The sequence below is a fragment of the Thiobaca trueperi genome, assembly GCF_004342175.1.
GTDB lineage: Bacteria > Pseudomonadota > Gammaproteobacteria > Chromatiales > Chromatiaceae > Thiobaca > Thiobaca trueperi.
In genome coordinates this window covers 355,389-371,132 of the sequence record NZ_SMAO01000003.1, presented here as the reverse complement: position 1 = coordinate 371,132, position 15,744 = coordinate 355,389, and the positions used below count along the sequence as shown (strand labels likewise).

16 protein-coding genes are annotated in these 15,744 nt (G+C 61.9%); 9 read left to right on the top strand and 7 right to left on the bottom strand.

Annotated elements, in window-relative coordinates:
* The first annotated feature begins 88 nt into the window (after window positions 1-88).
* The 6 genes from EDC35_RS07530 to pyrC all read left to right on the top strand — a co-directional run bounded on the left by EDC35_RS07530 (window position 89) and on the right by pyrC (window position 6,709).
* Window positions 89-1,336, top strand: coding sequence for a type II secretion system F family protein (locus EDC35_RS07530; RefSeq protein WP_132976623.1), 1,248 nt, complete (start codon window positions 89-91; stop codon window positions 1,334-1,336).
* A 305-nt stretch (window positions 1,337-1,641) separates the two neighbouring features.
* The gene (locus EDC35_RS07525; RefSeq protein ID WP_132976622.1) at window positions 1,642-2,529 is read left to right on the top strand and encodes a prepilin peptidase; all 888 of its coding nucleotides are present in this window, start codon (window positions 1,642-1,644) and stop codon (window positions 2,527-2,529) included.
* Window positions 2,530-2,532: 3 nt separating this feature from the next.
* Window positions 2,533-3,147: a dephospho-CoA kinase gene (coaE, locus tag EDC35_RS07520; RefSeq protein WP_132976621.1), complete on the top strand. Its 615-nt coding sequence runs from the start codon at window positions 2,533-2,535 to the stop codon at window positions 3,145-3,147.
* Window positions 3,148-3,259: 112 nt separating this feature from the next.
* Window positions 3,260-3,598 carry a hypothetical protein gene (locus EDC35_RS07515; RefSeq protein ID WP_132976620.1) on the top strand — a complete coding sequence of 113 codons (339 nt, stop codon included), beginning with the start codon at window positions 3,260-3,262 and terminating at the stop codon, window positions 3,596-3,598.
* A 279-nt stretch (window positions 3,599-3,877) separates the two neighbouring features.
* Window positions 3,878-5,482: a phosphoenolpyruvate carboxykinase gene (locus EDC35_RS07510; RefSeq protein ID WP_132976619.1), complete on the top strand. Its 1,605-nt coding sequence runs from the start codon at window positions 3,878-3,880 to the stop codon at window positions 5,480-5,482.
* Window positions 5,483-5,665: 183 nt separating this feature from the next.
* Window positions 5,666-6,709, top strand: a complete 1,044-nt coding sequence (pyrC, locus tag EDC35_RS07505; RefSeq protein WP_132976618.1) for a dihydroorotase — start codon at window positions 5,666-5,668, stop codon at window positions 6,707-6,709.
* Window positions 6,710-6,939: 230 nt separating this feature from the next.
* Here the strand turns inward: pyrC and EDC35_RS07500 are convergent, their stop codons facing one another.
* Window positions 6,940-7,758: an MlaA family lipoprotein gene (locus EDC35_RS07500; RefSeq protein WP_243651515.1), complete on the bottom strand. Its 819-nt coding sequence runs from the start codon at window positions 7,756-7,758 to the stop codon at window positions 6,940-6,942.
* Window positions 7,759-7,849: 91 nt separating this feature from the next.
* Between EDC35_RS07500 and rnt the strand changes: the two genes are divergently transcribed.
* Window positions 7,850-8,530 carry a ribonuclease T gene (gene rnt / locus EDC35_RS07495; RefSeq protein ID WP_132976617.1) on the top strand — a complete coding sequence of 227 codons (681 nt, stop codon included), beginning with the start codon at window positions 7,850-7,852 and terminating at the stop codon, window positions 8,528-8,530.
* A gap of 123 nt (window positions 8,531-8,653) precedes the next feature.
* Here rnt and grxD read toward each other — a convergent pair whose 3' ends face one another.
* The 6 genes from grxD to EDC35_RS07465 form a co-directional block, all read right to left on the bottom strand.
* Window positions 8,654-8,977 (bottom strand): Grx4 family monothiol glutaredoxin, encoded by a 324-nt coding sequence (gene grxD / locus EDC35_RS07490; RefSeq protein WP_132976616.1) that lies wholly within the window; start codon window positions 8,975-8,977, stop codon window positions 8,654-8,656.
* Window positions 8,978-9,039: 62 nt separating this feature from the next.
* Window positions 9,040-10,815 carry an N-acetylglutaminylglutamine amidotransferase gene (locus EDC35_RS07485; protein ID WP_132976615.1) on the bottom strand — a complete coding sequence of 592 codons (1,776 nt, stop codon included), beginning with the start codon at window positions 10,813-10,815 and terminating at the stop codon, window positions 9,040-9,042.
* A 77-nt stretch (window positions 10,816-10,892) separates the two neighbouring features.
* Window positions 10,893-11,660 carry an HAD family hydrolase gene (locus tag EDC35_RS07480; RefSeq protein WP_132976614.1) on the bottom strand — a complete coding sequence of 256 codons (768 nt, stop codon included), beginning with the start codon at window positions 11,658-11,660 and terminating at the stop codon, window positions 10,893-10,895.
* A 342-nt stretch (window positions 11,661-12,002) separates the two neighbouring features.
* Window positions 12,003-12,467, bottom strand: a complete 465-nt coding sequence (locus EDC35_RS07475) for a PIN domain-containing protein (RefSeq protein ID WP_132976613.1) — start codon at window positions 12,465-12,467, stop codon at window positions 12,003-12,005.
* Complete coding sequence (locus EDC35_RS07470) at window positions 12,464-12,724, bottom strand: UPF0175 family protein (protein ID WP_132976612.1); 261 nt, start codon at window positions 12,722-12,724, stop codon at window positions 12,464-12,466. The genes EDC35_RS07475 and EDC35_RS07470 overlap by 4 nt, the downstream gene beginning before the upstream one ends.
* 111 nt (window positions 12,725-12,835) lie before the next feature.
* Entirely contained in the window at window positions 12,836-13,372 is a 537-nt protein-coding gene (locus EDC35_RS07465; RefSeq protein ID WP_132976611.1) for a hypothetical protein, read from the bottom strand.
* Between the two features lie 258 nt (window positions 13,373-13,630).
* Here EDC35_RS07465 and EDC35_RS07460 point away from each other — a divergent pair, with 258 nt between their 5' ends.
* Window positions 13,631-14,479, top strand: a complete 849-nt coding sequence (locus tag EDC35_RS07460) for a tyrosine-type recombinase/integrase (protein WP_132976610.1) — start codon at window positions 13,631-13,633, stop codon at window positions 14,477-14,479.
* Window positions 14,472-15,611 (top strand): IS91 family transposase, encoded by a 1,140-nt coding sequence (locus EDC35_RS07455; RefSeq protein ID WP_132976609.1) that lies wholly within the window; start codon window positions 14,472-14,474, stop codon window positions 15,609-15,611. Before EDC35_RS07460 ends, EDC35_RS07455 begins: the two co-directional genes overlap by 8 nt.
* The last annotated feature ends 133 nt before the right edge of the window (window positions 15,612-15,744 follow it).

Genomic DNA, 15,744 nt, shown 5'->3' with positions numbered 1-15,744 from the left:
CAGGATTTTCAAGTCATTGTTTTTAATCTTGTCAATCTTGAGCAATCCTTTTAATCCTGTCCATTGAAATTATCAAGGAGTCATGACGATGGCACTGGCAACAGCAAGCAAGGTCAAGCCCAAGGTCGAGGCCGAGCAGGCCCGTGTCTTCACCTGGGAGGGCATGGACAAGCGCGGCGCGCGCGTCAAGGGCGAGATGCGGGCGGCCAACATCAATACAGTGCGGGCTGATCTGCGTCGCCAGGGGGTGAATCCAACCCGGGTCAAGATGAAGCCCAAGCCGCTCTTCAGTGCGAAGAAGAAGATCACCAGCGCCGATCTCTCGATCTTCACCCGCCAGCTCGCCACCATGATGGCAGCCGGTGTGCCGCTGGTGCAGGCGTTCGACATCGTGGGCCGCGGTCACGACAATCCGGCGATGCAGGACATGATCCTGGCTATCAAACAGGATATCGAAGGCGGCACGGCGATGGCGCTGGCGCTCGGCAAGTATCCGCTGCATTTCGACGATCTGGTCTGCAATCTGGTCGCCGCTGGCGAGCAGGCGGGTGTGCTCGACGTGCTGCTTGACAAGATCGCGACCTACAAGGAAAAGACCGAATCGATCAAGGGCAAGATCAAGAAGGCGCTCTTCTACCCGGCGGCGGTCATTGTCGTGGCGGTGATCGTGACCGTGGTCATCCTGCTGTTCGTCATTCCGCAGTTCAAGGAACTCTTTTCGAGCTTCGGCGCCGATCTGCCGGCCTTCACACTCATGGTCATCGGTCTGTCCGACATCCTGCGCGACTGGTGGTGGGCCTTTTTCCTCGGCGTGGGCGCCGTCGTCTACAGCACCGGGTATACCTACAAACGCTCGCGCAAACTCCGCGAGGGCGTTGACCGGATGTCGCTGAAGATCCCGATCATCGGCGTTATTCTCAACAAGGCCGCACTGGCCCGCTTCGCGCGCACGCTTTCGACCATGTTCGCGGCGGGCGTGCCTTTGGTCGATGCACTGCAATCGGTGTCCGGCGCGACCGGCAACATCGTCTATCAGGACGCCATCCTGAAGATGCGCGAGGAGGTCGCCACCGGCCAGTCGCTCCAGCTCGCGATGCGTCAGCGCGATCTCTTTCCCCACATGGTGATCCAAATGACCGCCATCGGCGAGGAGTCCGGCGCGCTCGACGACATGCTGGCCAAGGTTGCCGATTTCTACGAGGAACAGGTGGACAACGCGGTGGACAGTCTCAGCAGTCTGCTCGAACCCATGATCATGGTCGTCATCGGCGGCCTGGTCGGCAGTCTGGTGGTCGCCATGTATCTGCCGATCTTCAAGCTCGCCGCCGTTGTCTAGACCCGAGAGATTTTGACAGGATTAAACCGCGCCCGGTGCGGTATGTGATGTTTGGGGATTGGGGCGGCCTTGGCAGCATTGACGACCGTTAGAGCTGGCGCGGTTTAAGATATTAAAAAATATAGAATTTTAAACCGCGCCTCCACTGATGTCGATGACATCTCCAAAGCCAAACACAAACTGAAAATTACGCATATCGCGCTGGACGCGGTTTAACGCATTCTTTTAAATCCTGTTCATCCTGTTAATCCTGTCTGAATGATTCAATTTCCGATCCCGGCGATCAGGTTTCAAGGAACACGACCATGTCCACGCCCATCTGGCTGGAGCTACTCCAGACGAACCCCTGGCTGCTGTATACGAGTGCCGTCCTGCTCGGACTCATCCTCGGCAGCTTTCTCAATGTCGTCATCCTGCGCCTGCCGCACATGCTGGAAGAGGGCTGGAAGCGTGACTGCGCCGAGCTGTCTGACGATGAGGCGATGCCCGCTGAATCCGCGCCGCGTCTCACATTATCCTCGCCGCCCTCCACCTGTCCGGCCTGCGGTCATCGCATCCGCGCCCATGAAAACATCCCCATACTGAGTTATCTCCTGCTGCGCGGACGTTGCTCGGCCTGTGGTGTGGCCATCAGCGTGCGCTATCCGATCATTGAAGGCTTCACCGCGCTCCTGACCCTGCTGGTCGTGATGCAGTTCGGCCTGACCTGGCAGACGCCCGCCGCCCTGCTGCTGACCTGGACGCTGATCGCATTGGCGCTGATCGACTTCGACACCCAGCTTCTGCCCGACAGTCTGACCCTGCCGCTGGTGTGGCTCGGTCTGATCCTGAGCCTGTTCGGGCTTTTCACCGACGCGGAATCGGCCATCATCGGCGCCGTGGCGGGTTATCTGAGTCTCTGGACGGTTTTCCAGCTCTTCCGGCTCGCCACTGGCAAGGAAGGCATGGGCTATGGCGATTTCAAGTTGCTGGCGGTCTTCGGCGCCTGGCTTGGCTGGTCGTTTCTGCCCCAGATCATCCTGCTGTCCGCACTCACAGGGGCCGTGCTCGGCGTGCTCCTGATGGTCACCGGGCGCCATCAGCGCGGCACGCCCATGCCCTTCGGTCCTTTTCTCGCCGCCGCCGGCTGGATCAGTCTGGTCTGGGGTCAGGCCATCAATGACGCCTATCTGCGTTTGAGCGGTCTTGGCTGACTCATGTTCGTCGTCGCGCTGACCGGCGGCATCGGCTGCGGCAAATCCAGCGTCTCCGACCGGCTCGGCGCGCTCGGTGCGGGGATCGTGGATACCGATCTCCTGTCGCGCGAACTGACGGTCGCCGGCAGCCCGGTCCTGGCGCGGATCGCCGCGACCTTCGGCGACGGGATGCTGCACGCGGATGGTGCGCTTGACCGTGCCGCACTGCGCCAATGCGTCTTCAAGAATCCTGACGCACGCACACAACTGGAATCCATCCTGCACCCCGCGATCAAGACGCTGATGCTGGAGCGTCTGGCCCGACTCACGACCCCTTACGCCGTCCTCGTGATTCCGCTCCTGTTCGAGACCGGTCAACAGACGCTTGCTGATCGTGTCCTGGTGGTCGATGTCCCCGAGTCGATTCAGATCGAGCGGGTCAGACGTCGCAGCGGACTCCCGGAAGACGAGATCAGGCGCATCATCGCCAGCCAGACCCCGCGCCACGAGCGGCTCGCCCGCGCCGATGACCGCCTCGACAACAGTGGCGATCCCGCCGCGCTGGACGCGCTGATCCAGCCGCTGCATGCCCGTTATCTACTCCTCGCTGACATGCGCCACACTCAAAAAGTGTGAACCAGGTCAAATTTTACTTGAATTGATTCACCGTCTTTCTTATGGTCATCATGCACGGAATAGAGGTTGATTATTTCGTGGGCTTTGAGCATTTACAGAGAGGAAACAGACGATGAAACACGCATTGTTCCGCCCCTCAGGGATCACACTGCTCTCGACCGCACTCGTCACACTCTTCGCCACCCCGGCCATCTCGGCGCCATCCGTCTGCAAAGGACTGGATGAAGCGGCCTGTGCCGCACAGGCCGAATGCCGCTGGATGGACGGGTACACCCGTAAAGACGGTGTGCAGGTGTCCAGCCACTGCCGCAAGGGCGCGAAAAAAGATGCCGCCCCCCAGGCCATGCCCAAGACGGACCCGGCGCCGGTGGCTGCCGAAGCAACCAAAGAAGCAAGCCCCGCACCAGCCGCGATGACCGCACCCGCACCAGCGACCAAAACAACGCCCTGAACACCTTTTGCGGTCGATCCGTCGGGATCGACCGCACTCTGCTGCAACCTGCGTCCCGAACGCGGGAACTCCCCGCATCGCCGTCGCCATCATCCCGCCCGGCGACGCCATCGCCGCTCAAACACGTTACGCCAACATCGACCGGCATCCGGACGGGAAAGCCCTGAACCCTCGACTTCGCGCATGGTTTAGCCGGATCGCGTTATGGTGTAGTCTCGCTAACCATCGACTGACCGACCGACCGACCCGATAGCCTGAACCCTCGACGGAGTCACCGCCATGCTTGTTTCCGGACAACCGAACACCCACCACACGCTCGATCATCACGGTCTCTACAACCTCAACAACGTCTACTGGAACCTGCACACGCCCGCCCTGTACGAACAGGCGTTGCGCGCGCGTGAAGGCATGCTCGCGCACATGGGGCCGCTGGTCGTGCGTACCGGCCATCACACCGGGCGTTCGGCCAATGACAAGTTCGTGGTTGAGGAGGAGCAGAGCCGGGAGCACATCTGGTGGGGCGAGGTGAACCGGCCCATCGACGAGGCCCATTTCGATCAGGTCCATCACCGTCTGGCGTCCTATCTGCAAATGAAGGATGTCTATGTGCGTGACTGCTTCGTCGGCGCCGATCCGGCGTATCGCATGCCGGTGCGCGTCATCACCGAATACGCCTGGCACAATCTCTTCGCGCGCAATCTCTTCATCCAGCCCAGGCCCGAAGAGCTCGAAAACCTGGTTCCCGAATTCACCGTCATCGACGCCCCGCGTTTCCACGCCATGCCGGCGCTCGACAAGACCCGCAGCGAGACCTTCATCCTCGTGAATTTCGCCAAGCGTCTGGTGCTGATCGGCGGCACCAGCTACGCGGGCGAGATCAAGAAGTCGCTCTTCACCGTGATGAACTACATGATGCCCTTCCGGGGCGTGCTGCCGATGCACTGCTCGGCCAACATCGGCCACGATGGCAAGACCGCGCTCTTCTTCGGTCTCAGCGGCACGGGCAAGACCACGCTCTCGGCGGATGCCTCGCGCACCCTGATCGGCGACGATGAACACGGCTGGAGCAACGACGGCGTCTTCAATTTCGAGGGCGGCTGCTATGCCAAAATGATCCGTCTCTCGCCCTCGGCGGAGCCTGAGATCTACGCCACGACGCAGCGTTTCGGCACCGTGCTGGAGAATGTGACGGTCGAGTCGGAAGATCGCCGGCTGAACCTGGACGACGACTCGCTGACCGAGAACACCCGTGGCGCCTATCACATCAGCGCCATCCCCAACGCCAGCGAGACCGGCATGGGCGGTCATCCCACCGCCATCCTCTTCCTCACCTGCGATGCCTTCGGCGTGCTGCCCCCGGTCGCGCGTCTCACGCCCGAGCAGGCCATGTATCACTTCATCTCGGGCTATACGGCGCGCGTCGCCGGCACCGAGAAGGGCGTCACCGAGCCCTCGCCGGTCTTCAGCGCCTGTTACGGCGCGCCCTTCATGCCGCTGCATCCGCAGAAATACGCCGCCCTGCTGGGTCAGCGACTCGCCGAGCACGGCACCAGTGTGTGGCTGGTCAACACCGGCTGGAGCGGCGGCCCCTATGGCGTCGGCGACCGGATCAAGATCCCGCACACCCGCGCCATGGTGAATGCCATCCTCGACGGCAAGCTGGACAACGTGCCGACCCGCACCGATCCCTTCTTCGGTCTGGAGATCCCCGAGTCCTGCCCGGACGTACCGAGCGAGATCCTCAATCCACGCAACACCTGGAAGGACGGCGCCGCCTACGACACCCAAGCCCGCAAGCTCGCCGGGATGTTCCAGAAGAACTTCACCAAGTTCGCCGATGAAGTCGATGAGCGCATCAAGGCGGTTGGGCCACGGGCGGATTGATTCCAGCATTTAAACCGCGTCCAGAGTGAGAGGCCAGGTTCCGGGTGAGTTCGACCTTTGGCGCATTCACGGACCTTGGTGGGGACGCGGTTTAAAATTTATTTTTGAACCGTAAAGGCGCAAAGAACGCAAAGGTTTTTTCTTTGTGTCCTTTGCGTCTTTGCGGTTTATGGAACAATTAAAATGCAGCATTCCGACGAAATCACCATCACCCGTCCCGACGACTGGCATCTGCATGTCCGCGATGGCGCGGCGATGGCGGATGTCATCGGACACACCGCCCGCCAGTTCGCGCGGGCGGTCATCATGCCCAACCTCAGACCGCCGGTCGTCACGACGGCACAGGCCATCGCCTACCGTAAGCGGATCCTGGGCGCGCTGCCGACTGGAAGCGATTTCCAGCCGTTGATGACGCTCTATCTCACCGACCGCACCGAACCGGCTGAGATCGTCACCGCCCGCGCCAGTGGCGCGGTGGTCGCCTGCAAGCTCTATCCCGCTGGCGCCACGACCAACTCAGACAGCGGTGTGACCGACCTGAACGCCCTCTCTCCGGTGCTGGAGACCATGCAGCGCGAAGGTCTGCCGCTGCTGGTGCACGGCGAGGTCACGGCACCCGAGGTGGACATCTTCGACCGCGAACAGCGTTTCATCGAGGAACGGCTCCGGCACATCGTCACGGACTTTCCGGCGCTCAAGGTCGTCTTCGAGCATGTGACCACGGCAGACGCCGTCGCCTTCGTGCGCGAGGGGCCGGATACACTGGCAGCCACCATCACCCCGCATCATCTGCTCTATAACCGCAACGCCATCCTCGCGGGCGGGATCCGGCCCCATTTCTATTGCCTGCCGGTGCTCAAACGCGAACGCCATCGCCTTGCGCTGCTGGAGGCCGCCACCAGCGGTCATCCGCGCTTCTTTCTGGGGACCGACAGCGCCCCCCATGCCGTCGGCGACAAAGAAAGCGCCTGCGGCTGCGCCGGTGCCTATAGCGCCCATGCCGCGCTCGAACTCTATGCCGAGGCATTCGAGCAGGCTGGCGCACTGGATCGACTGGAAGGCTTCGCCAGTCATTACGGCGCGGATTTCTATGGCCTGCCCCGCAACAGCGGGACGCTTCGGCTGCGCCGCGAGACCTGGCAGGTGCCGCAACGCTATCCCTTTGGCGGCAGTGAGGTCGTGCCGCTCAGGGCCGGGGAGACGCTGTCCTGGCGGTTGATCGATTAAACCGCGCCCGGTGCGGTATGTGATGTTTGGGGATTGAGTCAGTCTTGGCAGAATCGACGACCGTTCGAGCGGGCGCGGTTTAAGATATTAAAAAATATAGAATTTCAAACCGCGTCTCCACTGATGTTGATGACATCTCCAAAGCTAAACACAAACTGAAAATTACGCATATCGCGCTGGACGCGGTTTAACGATCTTTCGGGCGGGTAAAAACTTTCCTGGAAAGCGCCTTAAAGACGTCCTGATCGAGACGCCGGCTTTCCCGGTTTACCCTCGGCGCTGAAATCCACTGCGTCCCAGAAGTCCTCCTGACCTTCGACCGGCGGGGGATTGCCGTCGTGGACGAGACTGAGCCGGCGCTGGAGATAGGCATCGCGCAGAAAGACATAGGGATCGATGGCGGCATCGTCGAGGATCTGCGAGGCGGCCAGCAGGTCGGCACGACGATCCACCACCCTCAGACCGACCAGCCCCCAGTACACCTTGTCTTCCTCGATATTGAACAGGGGGTCGGTGAAGATATCGCCCGCCAGACCGATGGTGTCGCGGATGCTGCTCGGGCCGAGCAGCGGCAGGACGAAATAGGCGCCCGACTCAAGCCCCCAGTAGCCGAGCGTCTGGCCGAAGTCTTCCTTGTAGCTCGGCAGCCCGACATTGGTTGCCACATCGACAAAGCCCAGAACGCCCACCGTGGAATTGATGAAGATCCGTCCCACGTCGCTGCCCGCACGCGACATCTTGAATTGCAGTGCATTGTTTGCCGCCGAGGTGAGATCGGCGAGGTTATTGAAAAAATTGGTGATCCCGCGATCGACAGGCTCCGGCGTGATGACCCGATAACCCTTCGCGATCGGCTGCAGAAAGGCCTTGTCGAAGTCCGAATTGAAACGGTGGACAGCACGGTTATAAGGCTCCAGCGGATCGCGCGGATCTCTCACCCGATCCGGGTTCGAGGAGCAGCCGCCGACCAGGAGCGCCGCGCCCACAACCAGCCAGCCCAGCCGGAACGCACCCATTCCCCTGAACGCACTCATTTCGACACCCTTCATCTGTAGAGAATCTCCAGCCAGCGATGCGCGAAATCCTACCACGGCGCAGTCAAAATTTGGCATTCGCCGCCGCGCCACTTATGCTGTCGCGATGAACCAAGAAGAACAGATTCCAGATGGTATCGCGCAGCGCTTTCGCGGTTTTCTGCCGGTGGTCGTCGATGTGGAGACGGCGGGCTTCGATGCCCAGCGTCATGCCCTGCTTGAAATCGCGGCGGTCATCATCCGCATGACGCCCGATGGACGGCTGGAGCCCGCCGCTCCGCTGGCCTGTCATGTGCTGCCATTCGTGGGCTCGGAGATCGATCCGCGCGCCCTGGCCTTCAACCGCATCGACCCGGACCATCCCTTCCGCGACGCCATCTCAGAGCAGGATGCGCTGAACCGCATCCTCACCCCGATCCGCAAGGCGGTGCAGTCCACCGGCTGCAACCGCGCCATCCTGGTCGGACACAATGCCCATTTCGATCTGGGTTTCGTGAAAGCGGCGGTGGAGCGCACCGGCTACAAGCGCAATCCCTTCCATTCATTCAGCGTCTTTGACACCGTAACCCTGGGCGGCCTGATGTTCGGCCAGACCGTACTGGCGAAGACAGCGAAAGCGGCGGGGCTGACCTGGCAGAACAGCGAGGCACATTCAGCGGTCTATGACGCCGAACAGACCGCACGGCTCTTCTGCGCCGTGGTCAATCGCTGGCGCGAACTGGATCCGGTCCATTTCTGGGAGGGCGATCCGCATGGTTTGACCTGTCGGTCAAACCATCAGGGGTGATGGTTCAGGCGGCTGGTCACTGACGACTCTTTTCAGATTCTGATCGTTGTCGTTGTCGGCTTGCGAATATTCGATTACGACAACGACAACGAACGGCCTCGACAACGAACGGCCTCGGGATTTCTAAGGTGCTGCCCTCGCCGCCCGCTCCATCATGCCCCGAAGCTCCCCGTTGGCATGGAGTTCCAGGGTGATGTCGCAGCCGCCGATCAGCTCGCCAGCGACATAGATCTGCGGAAAGGTCGGCCAGTCGGCGTAACGCGGCAGGTTCTCGAAGATCTCGGGATCCTGGAGAACATTGACATAGGCAAAAGGAACCTCGCACTCCTGAAGCGCCTTCGCGGCGCGCATGGAAAATCCGCACTGCGGAAACTGCGGTGTGCCCTTCATATAGATGACGACCGGGTTGCCCTTTACCTGTTCGTCGATACGTTCCAACACGTCCATGGCTGACCTCTTGGGGTGGCTGATTGAATTGGCGGATAAAAATTGAGGTGATCGCCGGGATTTCAATCCACATGACGCTGTAACCAGCATTCGAGCAGCGCCAGATGCCAGAGCTTGTTGCCCTGAATGCGGGTGTGATGCAGGTCCGGGGCGGCGAGCAGTTGATCGAGATAGGACTGTCGATAGAGCCCGCGCTCACGGCAGGCACGCGAGTTCAGGGTGTCGCGCATCATCTCCAGAAAGGGTCCGCGCACATATTTGAGCGCCGGCATGGGGAAATAGCCCTTGGGCCGGTCGATCACGGCATCCGGCAGCAGACCTCGCGCCAGCGCCTTGAGCGGGTATTTGCCGCCCTCGCGCAGCTTGAGTTCGGGCGGACAGCGTGCGGCCAGTTCGACCAGATGCTGATCCAGAAAAGGCACCCGCGCCTCCAGACCCCAGGCCATGGTCATGTTATCGACCCGTTTGACCGGATCATCGACGATGAGCGTGGTCACATCGAGCCGCAGCACGGCGTCCATGAAGGTATCCGCATCCGGTTCGTCGAGCCGTTCGGCGATCAGGGCCGAGGTGTGGTCCTCGCCGGCGTAAGCGTCCGTGACCAGACGCCGATACTCATCGTGATCACGGTCGAAGTAGTGCCTGCGGAAGCGTTCGAGCGGACTGCCATCAGACTCCGCCTGCATGCGCGGATACCAGAAATAGCCGCCGAAGACCTCATCGGCCCCCTGCCCCGACTGCACCACTTTGATCTCGCGCGAGACCTGTTCGGCGAGCAGATAAAAGGCCACGGCATCCTGACCGAACATGGGCTCGGCCATGGCGTCGATGGCCTCCGGCAGACGCTTGAGCACCTGATCATTGGGCACCAGGAATTTGCAGTGGCGAGTGCCATAACGCTCGACCACCAGATCCGAGTAGACGAACTCGCTGCCGGCCTCTTCCGGGGTGTCCTCGAAACCGACCGAGAAGGTACGCAGATCGGAGACCCCAGCCTCAGCCAGCAGGGCCACCAGCAGACTGGAATCCAGCCCGCCGGACAGCAGCACGCCGACCGGCACGTCGGCCACTTCGCTGCGGATCCTGACCGCCTGACGCAGCGCGGCATGAATCGCCTCCAGCCATTCAGGTTCGCTCAGAGCCGGTTCGGGACGGGTCGCACTGAGCCGCCAATAGGCCCGTTCGGTCTGGCGACCATCGGCATCGATCAACAGCCAGTGAGCGGGCGCGAGCTTGCGCACACCCTGGAGGATGGTGCGCGGCGCAGGCACCACGGCATGCAAGGTAAAGAGATGATGCAGCGCCACCGGATCGATGGCCGTCTCCACCCCGCCCGCTGCCAGCAGCGCCTGAAGGCTGGAGGCAAAGCGAAAAACGGCGCCCGACCCGGACCAGTAGAGCGGCTTGATGCCGAAACGGTCACGCGCCAGAAAGAGCCTCCGCTGATTGGCGTCCCAGATGGCAAAGGCGAACATGCCGTGCAGTCGCTCGACGCAATCCGTGCCCCAGGCATGCCACGCCTTGAGGATGACCTCGCTGTCGCCCTCGGAGAAAAAGCGATAGCCGCGCGCCTGGAGTTCGGCCCGCAGTGCGCGGTAGTTGTAGATCGTCCCGTTAAAGACCAGCGCCAGACCCAGTTCGGCATCCACCATCGGCTGATTGGAGCGCACCGAGAGATCGATGATCGCCAGCCGCCGATGACCGAAGGCCAGAGCGCCATCGCTGTAACTGCCGCCGTGATCGGGGCCGCGCCGGGTCAGCTCGGCCATCATGCGCTGAATCGCATCCAGATCGGCTGGCCGACTGTCGAATCGTAACTCTCCGCAGATACCGCACATCGGAACGCTCCCACTCTCACTCTCGCATCAAGGGCGCAAGGATAGCCGAAGAGTGCGCCCTGGATGCAGCGGAATACTCAGCAAAGCAGCCGCCGCAGCAGTGCCAGATCGGCCCAGCCTGCGCCGGGATCCTTTCCTGCCACGACATGGAAGGGTTGTCCGGGCTCGCCGAGATCGGAGAGCACCGCCAGGGCACCGTCAAAATCCTCGCCCCGGCTGTAGAGGCTTTCGGTCACCAGTACCGGCACGCCAGCGGCGCGCGCGGCCTGGACGCCGTTGGCGGTGTCCTCAATGGCGACGCAATCGCCCCCGTCGAGTCCCAGCCGGTCCAGCGTCCAGCGGTAGGCATCGGGTGCGGGCTTCTTCGGCAGCCCCTCATCACCGGAGCAGATCGCGTCAAAGAGTTCTTCCCAGTCTGTGCCGAGGGTCGCCGCCAGCAGGGCATCCACATTGGCGCGGCTGGTGGTCGTGACGATAGCCAGCCGCAGCCCCGCCGACCGGGCCTCGCCGATCAGACGGGCGACGCCCGGACGCAGGGCCATGCGCCCGGCGGCCACCCCGGCGGTGTAATGGTCGGTTTTGAGGCGATGCAGCACGGCGATACGGTCATCAATGTCGGGCTGTTCGAGCAGATGAGCATGCGCCTGGGCCAGCCAGGCACGGATGCGCTCCCGCCCACCCGCGACCTGGAGCAGTTCGCGGTAGAGATCCTGACTCCAGTGCCAGTTCAATCCCTGCCCGGCAAAGGCGGCGTTGAAGGCCAGGCGGTGCAGTTCCTCGGTCTCGGCCAGGGTGCCATCGACATCGAACAGCAGGGCCTTTAGGTGATTCCCTGAAAAGTTCATACCCGACACTCGCTTCAAATAGACAGGATTAAACCGCGCCCCGTGCGGTATGTGATGTTTTGGTTTGGATCGGTCTTGGGTGCATCAACAACCATCGGGACTGGCGCGGTTCAAGATATTAAAAAGTATAAAATTTAAGCCGCTTCCCCGCAAAAGACCCGGCATGCGCCAAACGTCAAACTCACTCGAAACTCGACATACCCCCAGCCGGACGGGCATTCGCCCCGTTTGGAACGATTTGAACATCGTCGGTTGGACGCGGACGCTAAAAACGTACAGGACGGGGTGAATACCCCGTCCTGCTTGGTTCGTGCCGATTTGCCAGTACCGTTGGGAGAGCCGTTATTGCAGCGCAGTGCGAACACTTTCGAGTATCCGAGGCGAAAGATAAAGGCCATGCGTCTTGACCAGTGCTTCAACCCTGGACCATGCCTCCGCATTGGTCAGGATTCCGCGCTCACGGGCAAGCAGCAGAATACCGATCGTACCGATGGGTTGCAGCCCCATTTGTTGGGCCTTGCGTCGGGCAAGTAGATCGTCGAGTCCAACCAGGCCGATACCGGAGTCTCGCGCCAGAATCATGACTTCCAGTTCGCCGGCATGGAGGCTGCCAATGGCTCCACGGACAAAGGCGCTACCGATTTCTGATAAGGCTGTCACGTTGATAAACGACGGAAGGCGCAACGCCCCAATCTCCGCGACCACCGCTGGAGGTGTCAGGATGGCGTCGAAGCAATCCGACAGGAGGTTGAGGGCATCCACCTTGGCCAGAAAGATCAAGGGGCTGGCGTTGATGACCAGTTTCATGCGCCGGATCCGAAATGGCAGCGCACCAGTGCCATGTCCTCCAGGACGACCGTGTCATTGATGGCGAAACCGGCCCCGAAATGCTCTTTCAGACGATAGTGGAATTCGTCGAAACCCAATCCCGCGAGGGCAGCGGCGGCACTGAAACTGATTTTTCTGGCTTGGTAGAGGCTGGCGGCGAGGAAGAAGTCGATGGCACCGGTCCCCAAGGGTTGCAGGATTTGAGCGAATTCGGGGTTGACCTGAGGTGTGGACATGGGTTTCTGATTCCAGTTGGATGACCTGTGATGGGTTGTGACAGCTCCTTGAGTATGGAACATGCCATTCGATACAGCAGACCCGCGCGGGCGCGCTGTCTGCGGTCTGCATCAGCTCATGGTATTCGATGCCAGCAGGCAGTCCCGATTGGGCACGCTTGACGTGCGGCAGGCGCGTGCGCGTCCCGTGCGTATGTCGGCGTTGAAAGAAAAAGGGGACGCAAAGAAAAAGAGGACGGATTTATTTTCTCGGGGTGAGAGCAACAAATAAATCCGTCCCCTTTTTCTTTCATGAGCCTGGCGAATCGACGCCAATCCGCGCGCCGACGCCCGCCAATGGTCCCAGTCCACCCGATCCAACCAGTTCACGCTCGCCAGACGGAGCAAATTCTGTATAGCATCGACCGCCTGTCGGAATTGCCAGTCCTTCAGTCCGGGTTTCCGCCCCAGCACGGCGAGGTAAGCGTCCACATCCTCGGGCGACTGCTCCGCCAGTTTGCGGTCGGGATAGGCCGCGATGTCGTGCTCCGCGCGAATCACCATCCAGCGGTCAAAAGGCGGCTGAATGCCTGATTCATGGAGGCTTTGCACGTAGCGATCCCAGAAGGAGCGGACTTTTTCCTCATGAGTTGACGGGTTTTGCGTCATGGCTTACTCTCCGGCAAAACGACACGGAACGCGGAACCAGGGGCCACAAAGTCACTCGTGCCGACCAGGGTGGTTTTGGAGATTAGGCCGATTCTGTCTACTACGGCGAATCTGGAATCTGTCTAGCGCCATATTGAACTAATCCGCTCCGCGGGCCTTGGTCGAGGCTCTCCTCCCCGTCAGCGCTGACTGTCGATCTTCTCAGCGTCGTCCACACTCGCCGTGACCCAATCCGGGTCGTTGAGTGAGGACCGGACGATGACACCCTTGCGTCAGCGCATGATCGCGGCCATGCAGATGCATGGTTTTTCCCCGCGCACCCATGAGAGCTATCTCGCGTCGGTGCGGGATCTCGCGAAGTTCACCCACCGCGCGCCCGATACGCTCACCTCGGCGGATCTGAAGCGCTACTTCGAGCACTTGGTGCGCGAGCGTGAGCTGGCGCCGGCCAGCGTGCGGCTGTTCTACAACGGCATCCGTTTCTTCTACCTGGAGGTTCTGGACTGGCCGGCCGTCGACCTGGAGGTGACGCTGCCCAAGCGGCCGCAGCGGATCCCCGAGTTGCTCACACGCGAAGAGGTCGCAGCCATCCTGCGGGCCTGTCCCGATGCGCGCCATCGCACCATGCTCACGCTCTGCTACGGCGGCGGGCTGCGCCTGAGTGAGGTGCTGGCGGTGCGCGTCGGCGACATCGACGGCGAGCGTCGACTCTTGCGCATTGAGCAGGGCAAGGGCGCCAAGGATCGCCTGGTCCCCATCTCCCCCACCCTGCTGGAGCAACTGCGAACCTATTGGCGTGCCTATCGTCCCCATGACTGGCTGTTTGCTGGTCGTGACGGCGCGAGGCTTACCCCGACCACGCTCCAGAAGGCGTTCACGCAGGCCAAGCAACGCGCCGGTGTGCACAAGGTCGGCGGCCTTCATGGGCTGCGCCATGCCTTTGCGACCCATCAGCTCGCGGCCGGACTGCCGGTGCAGCGTCTGCAACGCCTGCTCGGACACCAGAGTATCCAGACGACCCTGCGCTATGTGCATTGGCTCCCGAGTGCCGGCGAGGGCGAAGGCGCGCTGGATGTCATCGCCCAGTTGGAGGTGGCCCATGGCTGAGCCGGCCTCACTGCAAGCGGTCATCCGGACCTGTCTGGACGACCTGGCGGCCACCCAAACCTTGAGCCCGCGCCAGTGGCAGGTCTGTCATCATGTCCTCGCCTGTCGCACCGCCGCCCTTGGCGGCTTCGCCTTGCGCTGCGATCAGTGTGAAGCCGAGGCGGTCTGCTACCACGCCTGCCGGGACCGCCACTGTCCGCGCTGTCAGCGCCGGACGTCCCTGGATTGGTGTGAGCGCCAGCGCGCGGCGCTGCTGCCGGTGACCTATCACCATGTGGTGTTCACCTTGCCCGCCACGCTCAATGGCTGGATCGAGGTCCATCCCACAGAGATCTACGACCGGCTGTTCGAGACGGTGTGGGCGACGCTCTCGGCCTTCGCGGCCGATCCCAAGCGCCTGGATGGGCAACTCGGTATGACCGCCGTGCTGCACACCTGGGGACAGACGCTCACCCGGCATGTGCATCTGCACGGCTTGGTTCCCGGCGGAGCGTTCTCTGCCTCCGGTGAGTGGCACCCCGCTAAAAGCACCTATCTGTTTCCGGTCCGGGCGCTGTCCCGGCATGTGCGCGGCGGCTTCGTCAGCCGCCTGCGCCAGGCCGCGCAGGCCGGAGGTCTGCCGCGGCTGACCGACCCCAAAGAGATCGACCGGGTGCTCGACACCTTGATGCGCACCGAGTGGGTGGTCTATTCCAAGCCCTGCCTGGTGCACACCGAGACGGTCGTCGATTATCTGGGGCGCTACAGCCACCGTACCGCCCTCAGCGACCGCCGCTTGCTCAGCTTCGACGGGGAGTTCGTGGAACTGAGCTACAAGGACTACCGCGACGGCGATCGTCGCAAGGTCATGACCCTCTCAGGCGCGGAACTGCTGCGGCGCTTTTTGCTGCATGTCTTGCCTAAAGGCTTCATGCGGGTGCGTCACTTCGGCTTCCTCGCCAATCGCTGCCGCACCCGGCGCTTGCCCGAGATCCGCGCCGCCATTGCGGCGCTGGCGGCGACGACCTGTCCAGTGACGGCGGGGCACGAGGCGCCAACGCCGACGTTTGACGGCTATCCCTGTCCGAGCTGCCACACCGGACGGTTGCGTGTGCGCGCCGCGCTCGCACCGAAACGCCGCGACGGAGGATAACGCTCGCCCTTCAGCGCCGATTCCACTTCCGCATCCGGTCTTTATCTCAGTCCCCAAGTGGGTCTGCGATGGCGCTCGCCTCGCGCACGGGAATTGGACTAAAATCCTCCCCAATACACGTCCTCGCAGCACC

Bases quoted from the DNA above. Each gene is read 5' to 3' on its own strand.
- EDC35_RS07530 (WP_132976623.1), top strand. From the start codon at position 89: ATGGCACTGGCAACAGCAAGCAAGGTCAAGCCCAAGGTCGAGGCCGAG.
- EDC35_RS07525 (WP_132976622.1), top strand. From the start codon at position 1,642: ATGTCCACGCCCATCTGGCTGGAGCTACTCCAGACGAACCCCTGGCTG.
- coaE (WP_132976621.1), top strand. From the start codon at position 2,533: ATGTTCGTCGTCGCGCTGACCGGCGGCATCGGCTGCGGCAAATCCAGC.
- EDC35_RS07515 (WP_132976620.1), top strand. From the start codon at position 3,260: ATGAAACACGCATTGTTCCGCCCCTCAGGGATCACACTGCTCTCGACC.
- EDC35_RS07510 (WP_132976619.1), top strand. From the start codon at position 3,878: ATGCTTGTTTCCGGACAACCGAACACCCACCACACGCTCGATCATCAC.
- pyrC (WP_132976618.1), top strand. From the start codon at position 5,666: ATGCAGCATTCCGACGAAATCACCATCACCCGTCCCGACGACTGGCAT.
- EDC35_RS07500 (WP_243651515.1), bottom strand. From the start codon at position 7,758: ATGAAGGGTGTCGAAATGAGTGCGTTCAGGGGAATGGGTGCGTTCCGG.
- rnt (WP_132976617.1), top strand. From the start codon at position 7,850: ATGAACCAAGAAGAACAGATTCCAGATGGTATCGCGCAGCGCTTTCGC.
- grxD (WP_132976616.1), bottom strand. From the start codon at position 8,977: ATGGACGTGTTGGAACGTATCGACGAACAGGTAAAGGGCAACCCGGTC.
- EDC35_RS07485 (WP_132976615.1), bottom strand. From the start codon at position 10,815: ATGTGCGGTATCTGCGGAGAGTTACGATTCGACAGTCGGCCAGCCGAT.
- EDC35_RS07480 (WP_132976614.1), bottom strand. From the start codon at position 11,660: ATGAACTTTTCAGGGAATCACCTAAAGGCCCTGCTGTTCGATGTCGAT.
- EDC35_RS07475 (WP_132976613.1), bottom strand. From the start codon at position 12,467: ATGAAACTGGTCATCAACGCCAGCCCCTTGATCTTTCTGGCCAAGGTG.
- EDC35_RS07470 (WP_132976612.1), bottom strand. From the start codon at position 12,724: ATGTCCACACCTCAGGTCAACCCCGAATTCGCTCAAATCCTGCAACCC.
- EDC35_RS07465 (WP_132976611.1), bottom strand. From the start codon at position 13,372: ATGACGCAAAACCCGTCAACTCATGAGGAAAAAGTCCGCTCCTTCTGG.
- EDC35_RS07460 (WP_132976610.1), top strand. From the start codon at position 13,631: ATGACACCCTTGCGTCAGCGCATGATCGCGGCCATGCAGATGCATGGT.
- EDC35_RS07455 (WP_132976609.1), top strand. From the start codon at position 14,472: ATGGCTGAGCCGGCCTCACTGCAAGCGGTCATCCGGACCTGTCTGGAC.